General features: G+C 68.2%; 17 protein-coding genes and 2 tRNA genes. 8 read left to right on the forward strand and 11 right to left on the reverse strand.

Going from position 1 to position 15812, the window contains the following annotated elements:
- Positions 1-45: 45 nt before the first annotated feature.
- From BSZ36_RS13975 to rpmH, 5 genes are all read right to left on the reverse strand, one after another.
- On the reverse strand, positions 46-585 hold the full coding sequence (locus BSZ36_RS13975; RefSeq protein ID WP_218827674.1) for a hypothetical protein: 540 nt from the start codon (positions 583-585) through the stop codon (positions 46-48).
- A gap of 96 nt (positions 586-681) precedes the next feature.
- Complete coding sequence (gene mnmE, locus BSZ36_RS13980) at positions 682-2097, reverse strand: tRNA uridine-5-carboxymethylaminomethyl(34) synthesis GTPase MnmE (protein WP_094550012.1); 1416 nt, start codon at positions 2095-2097, stop codon at positions 682-684.
- Positions 2098-2335: 238 nt separating this feature from the next.
- Positions 2336-4240: a membrane protein insertase YidC gene (yidC, locus tag BSZ36_RS13985; protein WP_094550014.1), complete on the reverse strand. Its 1905-nt coding sequence runs from the start codon at positions 4238-4240 to the stop codon at positions 2336-2338.
- Between the two features lie 31 nt (positions 4241-4271).
- Positions 4272-4844 carry a ribonuclease P protein component gene (locus BSZ36_RS13990; protein WP_179271203.1) on the reverse strand — a complete coding sequence of 191 codons (573 nt, stop codon included), beginning with the start codon at positions 4842-4844 and terminating at the stop codon, positions 4272-4274.
- Positions 4841-4996, reverse strand: coding sequence for a 50S ribosomal protein L34 (gene rpmH, locus BSZ36_RS13995; protein WP_094550016.1), 156 nt, complete (start codon positions 4994-4996; stop codon positions 4841-4843). Before rpmH ends, BSZ36_RS13990 begins: the two co-directional genes overlap by 4 nt.
- A gap of 268 nt (positions 4997-5264) precedes the next feature.
- Between rpmH and BSZ36_RS14000 the strand changes: the two genes are divergently transcribed.
- The 6 genes from BSZ36_RS14000 (at position 5265) to BSZ36_RS14025 (ending at position 8119) form a co-directional block, all read left to right on the forward strand.
- Positions 5265-5337, forward strand: a tRNA-Gly gene (locus BSZ36_RS14000).
- 38 nt (positions 5338-5375) lie between these two features.
- Positions 5376-5449: transfer RNA gene (locus tag BSZ36_RS14005), tRNA-Val, on the forward strand.
- A 124-nt stretch (positions 5450-5573) separates the two neighbouring features.
- Entirely contained in the window at positions 5574-6314 is a 741-nt protein-coding gene (locus BSZ36_RS14010; RefSeq protein ID WP_143536905.1) for a hypothetical protein, read from the forward strand.
- 66 nt (positions 6315-6380) lie between these two features.
- The gene (locus BSZ36_RS14015; protein WP_143536906.1) at positions 6381-7292 is read left to right on the forward strand and encodes a hypothetical protein; all 912 of its coding nucleotides are present in this window, start codon (positions 6381-6383) and stop codon (positions 7290-7292) included.
- Between the two features lie 48 nt (positions 7293-7340).
- A complete protein-coding gene (locus BSZ36_RS14020) occupies positions 7341-7742 on the forward strand; it encodes a hypothetical protein (protein WP_094550022.1) in 402 nt (133 codons plus the stop codon).
- The gene (locus tag BSZ36_RS14025) at positions 7739-8119 is read left to right on the forward strand and encodes a DUF2513 domain-containing protein (protein ID WP_094550024.1); all 381 of its coding nucleotides are present in this window, start codon (positions 7739-7741) and stop codon (positions 8117-8119) included. The genes BSZ36_RS14020 and BSZ36_RS14025 overlap by 4 nt, the downstream gene beginning before the upstream one ends.
- Positions 8120-8146: 27 nt before the next feature.
- On the opposite strand, the gene BSZ36_RS14030 is transcribed toward BSZ36_RS14025, so the two are convergent.
- From BSZ36_RS14030 to BSZ36_RS14040, 3 genes are all read right to left on the reverse strand, one after another.
- Positions 8147-8854, reverse strand: coding sequence for a hypothetical protein (locus BSZ36_RS14030; RefSeq protein ID WP_094550026.1), 708 nt, complete (start codon positions 8852-8854; stop codon positions 8147-8149).
- Between the two features lie 70 nt (positions 8855-8924).
- Positions 8925-9632 carry a hypothetical protein gene (locus BSZ36_RS14035; RefSeq protein WP_094550028.1) on the reverse strand — a complete coding sequence of 236 codons (708 nt, stop codon included), beginning with the start codon at positions 9630-9632 and terminating at the stop codon, positions 8925-8927.
- Positions 9633-9682: 50 nt separating this feature from the next.
- On the reverse strand, positions 9683-10819 hold the full coding sequence (locus BSZ36_RS14040; protein WP_094550030.1) for a hypothetical protein: 1137 nt from the start codon (positions 10817-10819) through the stop codon (positions 9683-9685).
- 653 nt (positions 10820-11472) lie between these two features.
- Here BSZ36_RS14040 and BSZ36_RS14045 point away from each other — a divergent pair.
- Positions 11473-12426: a hypothetical protein gene (locus tag BSZ36_RS14045; protein WP_094550032.1), complete on the forward strand. Its 954-nt coding sequence runs from the start codon at positions 11473-11475 to the stop codon at positions 12424-12426.
- Positions 12427-12667: 241 nt separating this feature from the next.
- On the opposite strand, the gene BSZ36_RS14050 is transcribed toward BSZ36_RS14045, so the two are convergent.
- Positions 12668-13840: a PIN-like domain-containing protein gene (locus BSZ36_RS14050; protein WP_094550034.1), complete on the reverse strand. Its 1173-nt coding sequence runs from the start codon at positions 13838-13840 to the stop codon at positions 12668-12670.
- Positions 13841-14002: 162 nt separating this feature from the next.
- Between BSZ36_RS14050 and BSZ36_RS14055 the strand changes: the two genes are divergently transcribed.
- Positions 14003-14509, forward strand: coding sequence for a hypothetical protein (locus BSZ36_RS14055; protein WP_094550036.1), 507 nt, complete (start codon positions 14003-14005; stop codon positions 14507-14509).
- A 140-nt stretch (positions 14510-14649) separates the two neighbouring features.
- Here the strand turns inward: BSZ36_RS14055 and BSZ36_RS14060 are convergent, their stop codons facing one another.
- Both BSZ36_RS14060 and BSZ36_RS14065 read right to left on the reverse strand, forming a co-directional pair.
- The gene (locus tag BSZ36_RS14060) at positions 14650-15063 is read right to left on the reverse strand and encodes a hypothetical protein (RefSeq protein ID WP_094550038.1); all 414 of its coding nucleotides are present in this window, start codon (positions 15061-15063) and stop codon (positions 14650-14652) included.
- Between the two features lie 222 nt (positions 15064-15285).
- A complete protein-coding gene (locus BSZ36_RS14065) occupies positions 15286-15810 on the reverse strand; it encodes a hypothetical protein (RefSeq protein WP_094550040.1) in 525 nt (174 codons plus the stop codon).
- Positions 15811-15812: the final 2 nt, after the last annotated feature.

A 15812-nucleotide genomic window follows, 5' to 3' on the forward strand; every position in this document is an offset into this window, starting at 1 on the left:
CGGAGGGTCCCGCCCCTGCCCGGGAGAAGCCCCTGGCGCCAGAGGCTACTCCGGCAGGTACGGCGCGGGAATGGGCGTCGCGGGCGACTCTTGCTCCCACGTGATGGCCAGCACCCACCAGCGGGCACCATCGTGGACGAGTTGGAAGCTGTTGATGCCTCGGGCAAACGGCTCCTCATCTGGGTCCAGACGGCTTTCGTAGGTGCTCCAAGCGTGCGCGAGGTGCGCGTAGCGCTCGATGCGGCGCGCGGACTCCACCTCGTAAAACCCCTTTCCCTGGAAGAGAGGCGCGTTCGCGAAGGCGTTGGAGCCATAGGCCACGTAGTCCTCCACGCTCCAGATCACCGCCGGCGCCCACGAGGAATCCGGACGCTGGCCGAGCGGAATCAGCCGCGCCTCGGGGTGCAGAAGGGAGCGAAACCGATCCCAGTCTCGCGCCTCCGTCGCGGGTCCGGAAATGACGTCGTAGACCGCATCGAGGATCGCGCTAATCGTGCCGACGTCGGCCGGGTCCGCCTCTGGCGCCTGGGCGCGGGCGGGCAGCGCGAGCGCGGCGAGCGAGAGGAGAAGAAGGAGCCGTCTCATGGTCACAAGTAGAAGGTGCGCCTGAGGATAGGACAAAAGCCTCTGGCGCCAGAGGCCTCCGGCGCTGCTCGGCCCGGCGGGGTCGGCGCCTGCGCGCTACTTCCCGATGCAGAAGCGCCCAAACACGGCGCCCAGCACGTCGTCGGCTGTGACCGCGCCGGTGATGCGTCCCAGCGCGTCCAGCGCCGCGCGTAGGTCCAGCGCGAGGAGGTCGCCGCTGGCGCCCGCTTCGAGTTGCGATTGCGCCCGCCCGACGGCCTCGTGCGCCTGCGCGAGCAGTTGCCGGTGCCGCTCGTTCGTCACAATCACGCTGCTCTCCGCCTCGGACTCCCCCGCGCGTACGATGCTGAGAAGCCTCTGGCGTAGGCCATCGAGCGCGGCGGGATCGGTCAGAGCGCGATGTGCCGAAAGAGCGAGGGCCTCTGGCGCACCAACGTTCTGTGGGGACGCGCTGCCAGCCTGCCCGTTCGGCGCCCCACCAGAGGCCAAGAGGTCCGCTTTGTTGGCGACGTGCACGATGGGCAGGTCCGGGCGCCGCGCGGTCAGATCTGCTAGGAACGCGGCCTCTTGCGCGTCCAGGCCCGTTCGCGCGTCTGCGACGTAGACGAGCACATCGGCGCCCCCGGCGGCTTCTCGCGAGCGGCGCACGCCCTCGGCCTCGATCGCGTCCTCGGTCTCGCGTAGCCCCGCCGTATCCACGAAGCGGAACAGGAGCCCGTCGATCTCGCGCTCGGCCTCCACGGAATCGCGCGTGGTCCCCGCCACCTCGCTCACGATCGCGCGGTCGCGTTCCACGAGCGCGTTGAGCAGCGTGCTCTTGCCGGCGTTCGGGCGTCCGCCCAGGACGACGCGCACGCCGTCGCGCACGAACGCTCCCAGTCGTGCCGTCGAGAGCAGCGCTGCGATCTCGCCAGAGGCCTCCCCTAGCAGGCGCACCAGCGTCTCGCGGTCCGCGAACTCCACGTCCTCGTCGGAAAAGTCCAGTTCTAGCTCGACGAGCGCGGCGGTTTCGACGAGCCGGTCCTTGATCGTCGCCAGCGCGCCCGACGTGCGACCCTCGATGCCTCTAGCGGCCGAGCGCGCCGCGGCGGTACTACGGGCGTGGATGAGGTCGGCGATGGCCTCGGCCTGCGCGAGGTCCAGCTTGCCCGCGAGAAAAGCGCGCTGGGTGAACTCGCCGGGCTCCGCTAGCCGCACCCCCGCGTCCAGAAGGGCCCGGAGAACCGCCTGCGGCGCCGCGGTCCCTCCGTGCGTGGTCAGCTCCACCACGTCCTCGCCCGTCGCGCTTGTCGGGCCCCGAAAGACCGTGGCGACGGCCTGATCCACGCGCTCGCCTCTGGCGTTGGTCACCCAGCCGACGTGCGCGGTGTGGCTCGGCGCATCGGCCAGCTTCGCGTTCGTAAACCGGCTGGACGCCACCTCCAGCGCCAGAGGCCCGCTAACGCGGACAACCGCGAGAGCGCTCTCGCCTCTGGCGGTCGCGAGCGCGGCGATGGTGTCGGGGTGGTGCATGCGGTGTCGTTGCCCTCTCACGGCTTCAGGTGAACGCACGCCCCTTCCTGCAGTCATCCCGAAGGAAGCGGAGCGACGAGGGATCTACGGGCCAGAGGCTCCGTGGCCTGAAGCGAGCACGGAGTCGCTTGCGGCTAGACCCCTCGCGTTCGTTCGGGGGACACGTCTGGGGCTTGAGAAGTGGAAGTCAGCGGCCTTGCTTCTTCGGAAAGAACGCGGCCTCTGGCGCCAGAGGCGGCTACTTCTTGTTCTTCCGGTCGCGCGCGCGCTTGGCGTCGGCGATGACGGACGACGTGAACGAGCCGCTGTTCTTTTTCCGCTTCTTGCCTGCCATGGACGGCTTGCCGGCTTTGGCCTTCCCGTTCGAGGACGCCTTGCCGTTCGTCTTCGGCTCCGCCGTGCCGTTGACCGCAGCGTCGTGAACCTGCTTGTTCACCAGGCGCTGCTGGATGATGGACAGGAAGTTGAACCCGAGGTAGTACAGGCTCAGGCCGGACGGGAAGCGGTTGAAGAAGACGAAGAACATCAGCGGCATCATGTACATGATGACCTTCTGCTGCCCGCCCATCGCGGTGCTGCCGCTCATGGACACCTTCATCTGCACGATCATGGAGAGCCCCATGAGCAGCGTGAAGCCTGCCACGAAGTCGCCGTAGAACGGGATCGTAAACGGCAGGTGCAGGATGGGGTCTGGGGCCGAGAGGTCGGCCGCCCAGAGGAAGCCCTGTTGCCGGAGGACGAGCGTGCTCTGGAAGTAGCGCCAGAGGCTGATGAGGATGGGGTACTGAAGGAGCATCGGGAGACACCCGCCGAGCGGGTTCACCTTCTCCTCCTTGTACATCTTCATCGTCGCCTCCTGCTGCTTCTGCGGGTCGTCCCCGTACTTCTCCTTGATGGCGGCCATCTTGGGCTGCAGCTCGCGCATCTTCGCCGCGTTCTTGTAGCTCGCGGCCGTCAGCGGCCACAGGAGGAGCTTGACCAGAAGCGCGAAGACGAGGATCGCAAGCCCGAAGCTAGAGATGATCCCCGTCAGGAAGTTGATCGTCGGCGCGATGAGGTAGCGCGCGATGGGCCGCGTGATGGTCTCGCCGAAGCCGAAGTCCACGACGTCGTACAGGTCCAGCGCCGCCAGCCGCCGGAGCTCGACGGGTCCCATGTAGAGCGTGAACTCCGCCTTCTGGTTCGCCCCGAGGGCGGGCATCTCCATCGTGGCGGTGTAGTCCTGCGCGAACTCGCCGCCGTCAGCCTCGCCGATCTGTGCCGCCGTGAGGCGGGCGCCAGAGGTCTCCGTCCCCTCGCCGGGGAGGATGGAGGCGAGGAAGAACTTGGTCTTGACCGCCACCCACTGGATCTGGCCGGTCGCGTCGAGCGGCTCCAGCGTGCCCTCTTCGCTCAGGCGCAGCACGCTCGTATCGCCGCCGTAGCGCATGTAAGCGCCGGCCTGCGTGGTCTCCTGCTGAGCGTCGCCCTCCGCCAGAGGCAGCGCGCCGTCCCACGTCACGTCGTAGCCGTTGCCCTGCTGGAGGATGTCCGTCCCGGGCGTTTCGACGCGGAAGCCGACCTCGTACTCGTCGGGCGAGAAGGTGTAGACGAGGCGGAGCGCGCCTGTCCCGATGGGTGCCTCAAACGCGATCTCGCGCGGCGCGTCGGTCACGCGCAACGTGTCGCCCTCGAACACGCCGCCGTCCACGACGGGCTGGAAGTTCAGCGTCCGCGTGTCCACGTACGCGCCCTGCGGCGGGTTGAAGCCGAGGGCGAACGCGCCCACGGAGTCCGCGATCAACTCGACCGGCTCGCCTGTGACGGCGTTGCTGTACCGCAGGAGCTGGAGCGAGCGGAACGTGCCGCCGCGCGTGGAGAACGTCGCCCTCTGGCGATCCGAGAGCACGACGACCTCGCGCGTGGTGCCGCCGGTGGCACCTGCGAAGAGGGAGTCCGTCGGCGCGCGGAGCGCGATGGACTCGTCGGCCTCTGGCGCCGGCCCGATGGACGGCTCGCCGGCGGCTTCGACCGCCTCCGCGGTTTGGTCCACGGTCGCCTCGTCCTCCGGGCGGGGCGTCTGGGTGAGCATCCAGACGAGGAGGAGGAGCGAGATCAGCAGGATGCCGAATACGGCACTGCGGTCGAGGCCCTGAGATTCCACGGAAAGCGGGGGTAGGGAGCGGGAGCCGTCGCTACGGCGCGGCGGCGTCCGGGGTGCGCTCGGTCTCGCCAGAGGCGGGACGGGCGGCCTCTGGCGCGCGCCGGCCGCCAGAGGCGAGGCGCCGCGCGAGGCGGTCGAGCGCGAGAGGAAGGTCGCGGCGGAGGTCGGCGGAGGCGGTGGCCTCGTTGCCCCGGAAGAGCAGCATCAGCGTGAGCGCCTGCCCGGGGTGGAGCTCCATCGCGGCGAAGAGGCCGTGCTGGTGCCGCCGGAAGGTCTCGCGGAGGTGCCGCCGGAGCGTCGTGCGGCCGGCGTTGGTGCGGGCGCGGCGCCCGGGCGCGAAGCCGACTTGGAACGGCGTGCGCTCACCGGTGGCCTCTTGCGGCACGAGCCGCCACTTGAGCCGCACCACGCCGACGGCGAGGCTGGACACGTCGGTCCGGCGCCGGTCGAAGAGCGGGCGGATAAGCCGCCGCCGCTTGAGCCGCCGCGTACGCGGGAAGGTCTCCGCAGCGCCAGAGGCGCGGGCCTCGTGGGCGCTGGCCCCGTCGGCACTCGTGCCCGAGGCGTGCGGGTCGGCCTCTGGCGGGCGGCCCGCCGGACTCACTTGCCCGGCTTGGCGTCGCTGATGGTCAGCTTGTGACGGCCCTTCGCGCGGCGACGCGCGAGGAGGCTGCGGCCATTCTTGGTCGCCATCTTGGAACGGAAGCCGTGCTTGTTGGCGCGCTTGCGTCGGCTGGGCTGGTAGGTGCGCTTCATCGGTCGGGGAGGTCGGGGCGGGGCGTGATCACGGCCCTGCGACAAAAAAGCCGTCCTCGGGCTCACGGCGCGCGGAAGTGCGCGGAGGCGAGCTGCCGCTAGACAAGCGGCGGGCGGGACGGCCGGGGCGCAAGATACAGGGCCGCCGCGTGCGCTCCGTGAAGCCGGTTTGACTTCGCACACCAGGCGTCTTGCCCCGCGCGCCGCCGCAGGCGTACCTTGGGCGCCCCTCCAAACGGGTCCCGACCCGTACCTGGAGGCGCCGAGCGCGGGAATAGCTCAGTTGGTAGAGCATCAGCTTCCCAAGCTGGAGGTCGCGGGTTCGAATCCCGTTTCCCGCCCCCTGGTCGCCTCTGGCGCCAGAGGCGGATTTTTTGTCGGGCGGTTAGCTCAGTTGGTTAGAGCACTTCGTTTACACCGAAGGGGTCCGGGGTTCGAGTCCCTGACCGCCCACACTACCAGGCCGTAAGGTCTTGCGCGCCAAGGGGGTATGCCTCCGGCGGTACAACATGGGTACAACAATCGCCCGAAACGCCTGATCCGGGGCCGGGTCCACACCGAGCACACGGGCCTCGACATGAGCCTTCATGACCTGATGGGAACGGGCGGCCTAGCGGAGACGATGCGGCTCGTACGAGAGCAGCTCGCCGCGGCCTCGCACCCGCTCACGGATCTGCCCGACTTCTCCTCCCTCGGCTCGTCGCTCCAGAGGATCAACGCGAGCAACCGGGCTCTGGCGGAGACGTTCGCCGAGGTGGGCAGGATCGCAACGGTGCCAATGCTCTCCCTCTCTGCCCTCGACGCCGCGAAGGCGCTCGCAGCCGTCCAGACCGCTGGCCGTCCAGAAGATGTTATAGGCGTCTCCGCCGGAGTGGGCACGGCACTTGAGTCCGCTTTTGCGCCTCTGGCGCGGCAGATGCAGGTCGCGAGCGAGGCAATTCGGGCGGCCAACGGTGAGCTACCCTTCGGAGGCCAGTTCGCTCAGGCGATCTCGCCCCTTGAGTGGGTGAACGAGGCCAATACGCGGGTCCTCGAAGCGATCGAGACAGGAGAGACAGAAGCCATCTCGGCCGCTCTGAAACCGGACCGGGAGTCCGAACCGGCTCACGATGGCGCAGTGGATCTCGGCGTCAAGGGTGTCAGAGCGGAGCCTGCAGCTAAGGCTCTCTTCATGGAGGTCTATCTCGGGTGGCTCGCCTTTGTTGTCGTCGCGATCACGGCTCAGTACGGAACGCAGGCTGGAGTCCAAGCCCTCGTCGCCTCCCTGAGCGCGATGATGCTCGACCAAGTCAGGAAGTCTCAGGAGGAGCAGCCGTAGAGCACCATGCGCCGATGATGGTGCTGCCTCTCGCGCTCGCTCACACCATCATTTACCATCATCGCGATGCTCGACGGCCAACCCTCGGAGGGTCCAGACCGCGAGGCGCTCACGCCAGAGGCCCCTCCTACTACGTGGCACGTCTGCCAAGTATGCCTAAAGAGGCCGGCCGACAGCCCGGAGCACGTGCCGCCTCAGAGCACGGGCAACAGGGTGAGAATGAAGGCTCAGGCCTACGGGCACAAGAGCGGCCAGTACGACAACTCGCACACGGTCTACGGGGGGCTCAGCATCCGGTCTCTCTGTCAGAGGTGCAACAACAGGCTCGGCGTGCAAGTCGGAACCGAATTCAGCGAGTTCGCGAAGCGGGTGCGCCGCTCAGGGAAGCTGGTCACAGCGGGGAGCCGCGCCTACGTCGAGGCTGAGAACGTCTACCCTCAGCGTATCGCACGGCAGTTTTACCTCACGTTCCTCTCGCTGTGTAGACCCGGCCGCACCGAGTCGAATGATGCGATCCGAGAGTTTGTGCGCTACGGAGAGGAGCCGCTGCCGTCGGACGCGCCTCGCCCGTCGCTCTACCTCAACAAGTCGAACACGTATCGTGCGGCGTCTTTCGCCTCCATGTTCTCGGCCAACGGTAAAGGGTGGGCGTGGGCTGGTTGCGAGTTCGCCTTTCCAGGTCTCGGCGTGATCATGACGCTGCCCGAAGAGGAGATGCGCGGTCGCGCGCCGCTCTCTCTCATCGGCGAGACTGTCGACGTGAGGGAGTGGGCGGAGTACGGTTTCAAGGAGCGAGCTACCGTCAGGCTCGAACTCCCTGTCTTCCGGGTGGAGCACCCGCATCCGCTCGCCTTCGGCAAGGAGCGCCAAGCCGAGCGTTGGCAAGAGGAGCAGGGCATCGTGTGGATGCTCGGCGCGGAAGACGAGTCGGACGAACTGCTCAAGGCCAGTGGCTCTGTCCTCTGGCACGCTGGGTAAAAGTGCAGGCGCCTTGCGTAGGTTCGTTGGCTCCTGACCGCCAGACCGATGCCGAAGACGCCTGCTCACCTCCGATCCCTCCCCCCTGCCCTCGCGGCCTCGCTCACGCCAGAGGCCTCGCGCGAGCTCGCGGACTACCGCACCGGGCAGGAGCGGCGCAGGCGCGCGCGAGACGCGGGCGGATGGGCGGCCGACCCGGGGGGCGTCCCGCCGTTCCTGCAGGCGGCCGAGGCGGAGGCCTCTGGCGCGGCGGACCTCTGGCGGCGGCTGCCGATGCCGGGACCCGGCGGCGGGTTCAGTGACGCGGAGGTCCTCGATGCCGGAAAGAAGTGCGGACTCTCGGCTGAGTCCACGCGCGAGGCGCTCGACGCGCTGCGCCGGGCCGAGCTGGTCGCATTCGCCTCTGGCGGCGGGGTCGTGACGGTCGGACCGGCGGGCGTGGACGGATGAGGCGAGACCTCGACCTGATCCGGGAGATCCTTTTTGCCGTGGAAGCCAACGGACCGGGAGTGCAACTCGACTCCCTCGGCTTCCACCGCGACCGAGACGACGACCTCACCATCGCCGCCAGCGGCTACCACGTCGACCTCATGCTCGATGCCGGGTTCGTCGTCGGCCAGACCTTTGGGAGCAACGGGACGGCCTACCTCGATTGGTACGTCGCGCGTCTCACGCACGACGGCGCGGACTACCTCGACTCCGTCCGCAGCCCTGAAGTGTACCGGCAGACGAAGAAGGGGCTCGCGAAGGTCGGTGGCTCCGCTGGGCTCGCAGTCGTGAAGCAACTGGCGGGGAGCATCTCGGCGCAGCTGATCGGTCTCGGGTGACGCGAGATTGAACACAGGGCGGCTCGTTCAACGGCGCGCGGTGACGGCCGAGATAGCAGACCGAACCGCCGAGAGGGTCGAGGACCACGAAGCGCGGACGCGCCCTCCCGCCTCGCTGTTTTGCGTGATCAATCCAGGCGACTTGCAGGACTGATCGCGTGCTAGGTCCTGCAGCTGCCGAAGCTCACTGTTCTGCTTTTCGAGCGCCTCCCGGATCCCTTTGAGTTCCTTCTCCAACGGAGACCAGTGGAGCATCATCCCGCGGTACTGCTCCAGGTCGATCGTGGTCTTCTCCTCGACGGTGCGGCTGCCGAAGCGGTAGGTCGCTGTGACGGAAAATTGCACCGGCATCGCGTCGCGGAGCGAGTCGTCTCTGAACAGGTCGTGTCCGACGCCGAGACCGTAAACGATCTCAGACCCTGGTGAGAACGAGGCTGTACCTACAGTAAACAGCTGAGAGGCCGAGATGTCCCGGCCGTCTCTGCCCCACTGGTGGAAAGAGCGGTCCATCTGGAGCCGTAGATCGTGAGCTACTGTCGTGCCTCCGTTCCGCACACGGAGGTAGTACGTCGCCCCCTCATTGAAGGTCTCGACGATGACGTGCGGCCTGGTCAGGGCCTCGCTCTGCTCACGCATGGCCTCTACCGCCGCTTCGTTCGCGAGCAAAATCCGCCTGGTGGTCCACGCGTACCACGCCGTCACGAAAAGCAGAAGAGCGGTGAGGATCTCGGTCACGATGTCGTGTTGGGCGATGAACGGTCTCCTAGCGTGTCTGCAGACACGTAGGCCTCTGGCGCCAGAGGCTCTACACGGCGTGGCTTCTCCCGCTTCGAAGCAGGCCTGTTAGCCTGTGATAGCGGTCGGACAGGTAGTACACCTCCCAATCCGAGAACACCGAATAGGTACGGTCGCTCTCGCGGTAGAGCACCCCGGGCTCGAGCACAAATGCCGACCGAGCGAGCCGCCGCATGACTCCAGGGATGGCATCGGCGCTCACGTCTAGCTCAGCGCAGATCTCCCCCTCGGCGGCCTCCTTGTGTCGCCCGAACCAGACGTCCACATCCTCGTCCCCCCTCTCGTTTTCTGACTCGTGCGCGTCGAGGATCGCGAGGACTCTGATCTCACGGTAAGAGAGCGAGTCGAGCGTCGAGACCAACTCCTCGTATTCGTCGCTGCCAGCGATGGCGTCTTCTCGGACCGCCCCTAGAAGGAGATCGGCCAAAAGCCTGGTCTTCTCTCTGCGACGCGCCCGCATCGCCGCAGCGTAGGTAGAGAAGAAGGCATGGAGGAAGTCTTCCGACTCGATGACCTCCGATGTGAGCTCCACCTGGCCGAGCGCGAGGCCGTCTAAAAACGTCCGGGCTCGGTCCTCTCGGATGGCTTCTAGCTTGCCGACGATGGCGACGTCGGCCGCCGATCCGATCCCGAACGGGATGAGTTGCACGAGCGCGCGCACGGGCGTCGACGCTTCGTAGCGACTGGCGAGGCGGATCGCGAGCGTGTTCTCTTCCATCGGTACGGCCAGGAGCGGGGCGCCAGGCTACGGCGCCCCGTCCGCTTCGGTTACACCATCGCCGCCTCGACGGCCGCCCGGCTCCCGCTCGCGTAAGCCTCCTCTTCGATCATCTCGCGCTCGGCTTCGCGCCAGAGGCCGCGCACGGCGTTCGCCACGCCGAGGATCTCGACGTTGACCCCGCGCGTCGTGCGCTCCGCTGTGCCGCCGGTCACGGCCGTGATGCGGACCCGAACCGGGGTGCCCTCGCGCGTGACCGTCCCGGCGCCAGAGGCCCGGAGGAGCGGGCCGAGCCACGCCGCGTGCTTCTGTTGGATGTAGCCGACGAGGACCGCGCCGCGGCGGGCGCGCGTCTCGTCTCGGTTGTCTCCGTGGGGCGCCGCGAGGACCGCGATGCGCGAGGGCTGCCCATCGCCCTCTGGCGTCACGTGCAGGACCGTGGGGAGCGGAGCGGCGCCAGAGGCCTCCACATGGGCCGCGGCCGTCGCGATGCGGCCCTGCAAGCCGGAGACGCCGGAGAGCTTGGACGGGATGCGGAGCGAGGACGCGCCCGCGCGGACGCTGTAGGCCTCGCTCCGCTCCATCTTGAGGCCGAGCGGGAAGGTGGCGCCCGTGGCGACCCAGTGCGCGTACACGTCGGCGGCGTCGGCCTCGACGGCGTCCTCGCGCGTGAGCCGGGCGAAGACGGCACCGTCCGCGACCGCACCGGCCACAGCGGGCGCCTCCAGTCCCTCGCGGGCCTCGGAGCCGGAGGCTGCGACCGCGCGGGCCTCGGGTGTGATGGCCTCTGGCGCGAGCGCGGCCTCCATCTGATCCGCCAGAGGCGAGGCGAAGGTCGTGAACACCGCGTCGGGCTCGGACTCGCGGAGGATGCGCGAGAGCTGGTCGGCCTCGGGGCGCGTGAGGAAGCGCGCGACGATGTGCGCCGTCTTCGGGTCGAAGCGCTCGGACTGTGCGCGGCGGGCTACGCTGTAGGTGGCGTGAGAGGGGGCGCTCGCGAGGTAGTCCGCGGCGCGCTCGGCCTCCAACTCGCGGAGGCAGGCGCGGCAGAGCGTCTCGCCGTGGACGGGGAAGAGCGGGGCGTCTTCGGCTCCGCAGTAGGAGCACTCAGGGGCGGCCTCTGGCGCGTCGTGCGAGGTGTGGAGCGCGTCGAAGTCGGAGGCGGAGAGCGGAGCGGTGCGGGGCATGTCTGGTGCCCTTTCAGGCGGCTTGGTTGGTGATTCCAAGGTACAGCCCACAGCTTCATTTGTCAAGCTATCAGCCGAACTAATTACGGCTGATAGGTGCATTTTTATTCGGCTGTCGGCTTGACATGCTGCCGCCCGTTCCCGTAGCCTACAGCTCCGACCATCCACCTGCTTTCATGCCTCCAGCTCCAACCTCGAAGCCTCCCAAGAGTGGAACCATTCTCGACTCGGAGGGCCTACGGGCGGCTTGTGAGTCAGCGATTGCCGAGGCCCGTCTTACCCTAGACGAGACCGCGGCGCTGATAGCTGAACGGGTCTCTGATCGGGATAAGCCTCCGTCCCGCTCCGCCGTCTCTGGCGCGCGGCGGGAGACAGGATCGAAGGTCGCCGCTCTTCAACTCGACATCATTCGAGCACTGACTGGCGCGTCACTCGAAGGCCCGCTCTACCGCGTAGGCTGAACTTCATCGCTCGGCGTCACCTCTGACGCCTGGCACCGGGCATACCGCCCAAACACGCCGACGGCCCGCCCTCCAACAACCAAGCAAGAGGGGCGAGCCATCGGTTCCACCAGCCGAAGCCGGATCGGCGCAAACCTACGGAGCCTCGGGCTGCGAGGTTGCGCCGCCGGTCTCGGCGCAGCATCCACACCGATGCCCAAGACCAAGACCACCCCGAAGAAGACCACACGGGCCACGCCAGAGGCCTCTGGCGTCACCGCCGCGGACGCCACAGCCGCGCGCCTCTTCGCCTCGCTCCCGCCCGCGGCTCAGGTCGTCTTCCGCCGCATGGCCGACGCCGCCGAGAAGGGCGAGCACCCGCACCGGTTCGTCGGCGAGGCCGCGGCCGACCGCATCCGCCTCGCGGGCGAGAGCCCCCCCGAGGTCGTCGCGCACGCGCTCGCCTGGATCGTCGAGACGCCGGAGGTGCCCGCGTGGCTCGCCGAGCCGTTCGACGCTGCGGGCGCCACCGGCGGCGCCGTCGATGCGTGGCGCCTCGCCGGCGGCACCGACGACGACGCCCCGGTCGGCCCCCTCCTCTGCGCCCTCGCCGAGCTCGCGCAGACCGCGCCTGCGGCCGACGTGTACGCCGAGTCCTACGTCCCGTCGTCTCAGCCGTCGCGCCCGCGGCTCGGCTTCGTGCCCGGCGCCTCGCACCCCGGCAAGGGCGCGAGCGAGTGGGAGACGAAGCATTGGGAGCGCAGGCGAGACGCGGCGAAGAAAGCGGGGATGACCGAGGAGCGCCGGTGCGCGCTCACCGACACCGTCTTCCACATCCCGTTCGGGTCGCCGGTCCCCTCGCTGCTCTTCGACACCGAAGACGAGACGGCGTACAACCGCGAGGACCCGTCGGCGCCCTTGCGCAGGCGCCGCGCCTACACCGTCCACCCCGCCGTCTTCGCCGCCGGTGCCGAGGCCGTCGCGCGGGCGTTCTGGCAGCACGCGCACGAGCTGGCCTACGAGGTCGGGGAGAAGCTCGCGGCCGCCGCCGAGACCGTCGCGATGGCGCGGCTGCTCGCCAAGCCCGACTCCATCGGGACCGAGCCGCCGGGGTCGGCCTACGTGACGACGGCGGGCGCGCCGACGGGCTGGTACGCCCCGGCGTGAGCGCTGCAACAGCGAGGGCGGTCCGGGTGCGCGCGTGCCCGGACTGCCGCCGCCCCGCCAGAGGCCGCGACCGCTGCCCGGACTGCTACTTCCGCCGACTGAGAGAAGCGCTCCGCGCCAAAAGAGGGCGCCACGTTCCCCGATGCCACTGCGCCCCGCTGGACACGTTCTGGCGGGGCGCTACTGTATCTGCCTACCTCCATCCCGTGCCTTTCGCAGAGGCAAGCGCTGCTGTGCCTGATCAATCTGGCGTATGCCCTCTCCTCTGCATGTTCTTAAACAAGAGATAGTTCGTAAACGCTTTGTTGTACTCCGCTTCCAGGCCTGCAATGTCTTCCTGTGACACATCAGGATCTTCTTTCGCCCTTTTTAGCCTAATGGCGAGTGTGAGAAGCGAGGAACTCGCCGTTGATGAACTCCTAAACGCTCGATCTATCACTGTCGACCAAGCGTCCATCGCGGCCTCCGACTCCGGATCTGACTTGGGCTCTGGTTCAGAGCTTTGTCTTAGCTCTACGACGACCGTCTCTTCTGCGTCCATCATCTCGACGTAATCGTCAAGCGTGAGTAGATGAAGCGTGCCCCCACCAGTTGTCGTCCTGTATTCCTCGGTTAGCTCGTCCCGTGGCATGACAGGTCCGTCATCGCCCTTGTCTGCCCACCAATTGGGCTTGGTATCGTTCGTCACGAAGACCGTGTCCGCCGCGCCGTCTGCTGAGCGGGACTCTGCCGCTTGCAGGAGCGCCTTCCAGACGAGGTAATCCCCGAGCTCGTTGCCGTTGCGCTTGTTCAGGTCCTTCTTGTCCCCGAGCGGCGGGCGTGTGAGCCTCGTCTTAGCCTCCTTCTCGACCTCGTCGTACGTGTCCTTCAGCTTCTCTACAGAGCTTTCATCCGCGAAGGACTGAACGATCGCCATCACGGGGTCCTTCTCGCGAATCACGACCTCGGCGTCCTCGATGAGCTCGTCCAGAGATTCCTGAGCTTGCTTCGCTGCTTGCTTGAGCGCCTCGTCGGCGTCTCTCAGGCGCTCAATCGCATCATTCGCGGGACCGGCTAGGGCGAAAGGGGCGAAGGTGTCCGGTAGGTGCAAGTCCTGATCCCCCTTCGCCCTTCCCGCTTTCGACTTCAGCGTGCGCAGCGCCTCCAACTCGCCCGCGAGCTTCTCGGCCCTGTTGCTGAGGTACTCCCTCAAGGAGTGCTCAGGCACCACGAGCCGCCCGGCCTCGTGCGCCTGGACGAACAGCCCCGCGATGGCGTTCTGCGTCTGGGCCGTCTTGCCGTATAGCGCGAGGAGGACGTTCGCGTCCAGGACGAGCAGCCCGGTCTCCAGCGCGCCCTGAAGCTCTCCGCGCTCAAAGTTGAGCGTGTCCAGGGGGGAAGGGAATGCGTCTTCGTAGGGGTGAGTGGACGGCAAGGCTCTAGCGTTCGTGGCAGGGACAAACAGCAGATCTGGCCCCCCGTTCCTCGCTGCTGTGCGGTGCCGCCAGAGGCGGTACGTGCGGAGCCTCTGGCGTGAGGCCTGTGCGAGCGCGGCAGACCGTAGACTCCACTCCTCCACCAGAAAGAGGCTTCTCTGATGAATCGGCTTCTGCTCTCCGCACTCTGCCTCACCGCGCTGGCGCTTCCCACGCTCGCTCATGCCCAAGACACCTGCGCGCCGCCGGCGGATTCTCTCGCGGCGTGGCTAGAGGAATACCGATCCGTCTACAGGACCCTTGAGGTCGCGACCGAGCTCACGCCGCGCAACTCGGAACAGGGAAAAGGCCTACAGGAGCTGTCGGACCAAGTCGGGAAAGCGCTCGCCGTCCTATCGGAAATGGAACCGCTCGTGAGGATAGCAGAGGTCACGACAGAGCCGGCCGTGCGCGAAATCGCATGGGAGGCGTACTACATCAGCGCGGAGTTTATCGGCGTCGTCGGCCTTGGGCCGCGCACCGCTGAGGATGGCGGCTCGTTCATGTCAGCGTTCAACCGGACGGTGCGCGAGACCAACCGGATCCAAGAACGTGTAGAACGCGAGCACGAGGCGTCGTGGGCTCCATGCGCCGACAGGGGCGCCTTCGGGCGCCACCGAAACCGCTGACGCTGTGTCGTAGAGCGAAGGCGCCCGCTGCGGCTGGCGACCGTGCCAGCCGAGCGGGCGGGAGTGGGCTCCGGCGTCGTTGCCGTGGGAGTGCGAGCCGACACGAGGAAGCTAGGCGATGGGGTGCGCCAGCGGCCCGCCTACGCAGCCCCAAACCTCAACGCGAACGTCCCGAGGTCGCCGAGCCACCCGCCGTCCTTAAAGACGACGGCGCGCCAGAGGCCGGGGCCCTCTTGCTCCTCGAATGCGCCGCGCGCGAAGACGGCCCCCACGTGCTCGGTGTTCTCGCGGCGGTACCTCTCCAGAGGCTCGTGCCGCACCTCAATGATGTCGGAGGCGTGGCGATCGTGACCGAGCACGAGGGCGCGGTACCAGACGAGGCAGCTCTCGGGTCCGAGCTCGATGCCGTGGCCCCCACTATAGCTGACAGGCGGACCGACTCCAGACGCGATAGGCTCGGAGACGAGCCTATCGACGACTGCGACCGCGAGGCGGAGCGCTCGCTCGGCGTGGGGATGGTGGGTGCAGGAGGAAGCGGTGAGGTCGGGGACCATTCGGGTACCTAGGGGTGTGAGCCAGGCGTAAGGCAACCCTCGTGCCATTCCGGTGGGGGTTCCCTGGAGGGCACCCATGCAGAACATGGGCGCGATCTACCGTCCCTACCGTCCGCCCCGTCTCAGCCCCCCTCAAAACGAAGCCTCTGGCGCTGCAAACGCCGGTTCTGAGGCGGACGGTCGCCCAAACCCCTACCGTCCGCGACCGTCCGCCAAAGGCCCCTACCGTCCGCCTACCGTCCGCCCGTCGGTACCCCGCTCGCCAACGACCCGCGCCCGCGCACGCACGCTCGCGCTGCCGCCGATGGGCGCCGTCGCGACGACCCCCTCGACGTCGCGGAGCGTCGCGCTGAGGATCGTGTCCGCCAGAGCAGAGCGGAGCCACGCCACGGCCAAGCGGTCGGGTAGCGCCTCTGGCGGCGCGAGGAACGGCCGACCGTCGCCACCGGAGACGAGCGGGATCTCGGCGCCAGAGGCCCGCAGCGTCGGCAGCTCCGCCGCGTTCAGCGCGCGGAACACCTCGGCCTCGGCGCACGCCTCGTCGGGCGAGAGGCCGAGCACACGCGCCGCGGCCATCGACGGGGCGAGCGCGTCCGAGGGCTCGACGACGTACGCGGCCGAGAGCGCGGCGTAGCGGCCCAGCCGGTGCAAACGGCGCCTCTGGCGGCGCGAGGCCTCGGCGCGGCGTGCGCGGCGGTAGAGGGCGACGGAGAGCGCTGCCAGAGGCGCCGAGATGAGGGGGAGCACTG

The organism is Rubricoccus marinus, from assembly GCF_002257665.1.
Lineage (GTDB): Bacteria > Bacteroidota > Rhodothermia > Rhodothermales > Rubricoccaceae > Rubricoccus > Rubricoccus marinus.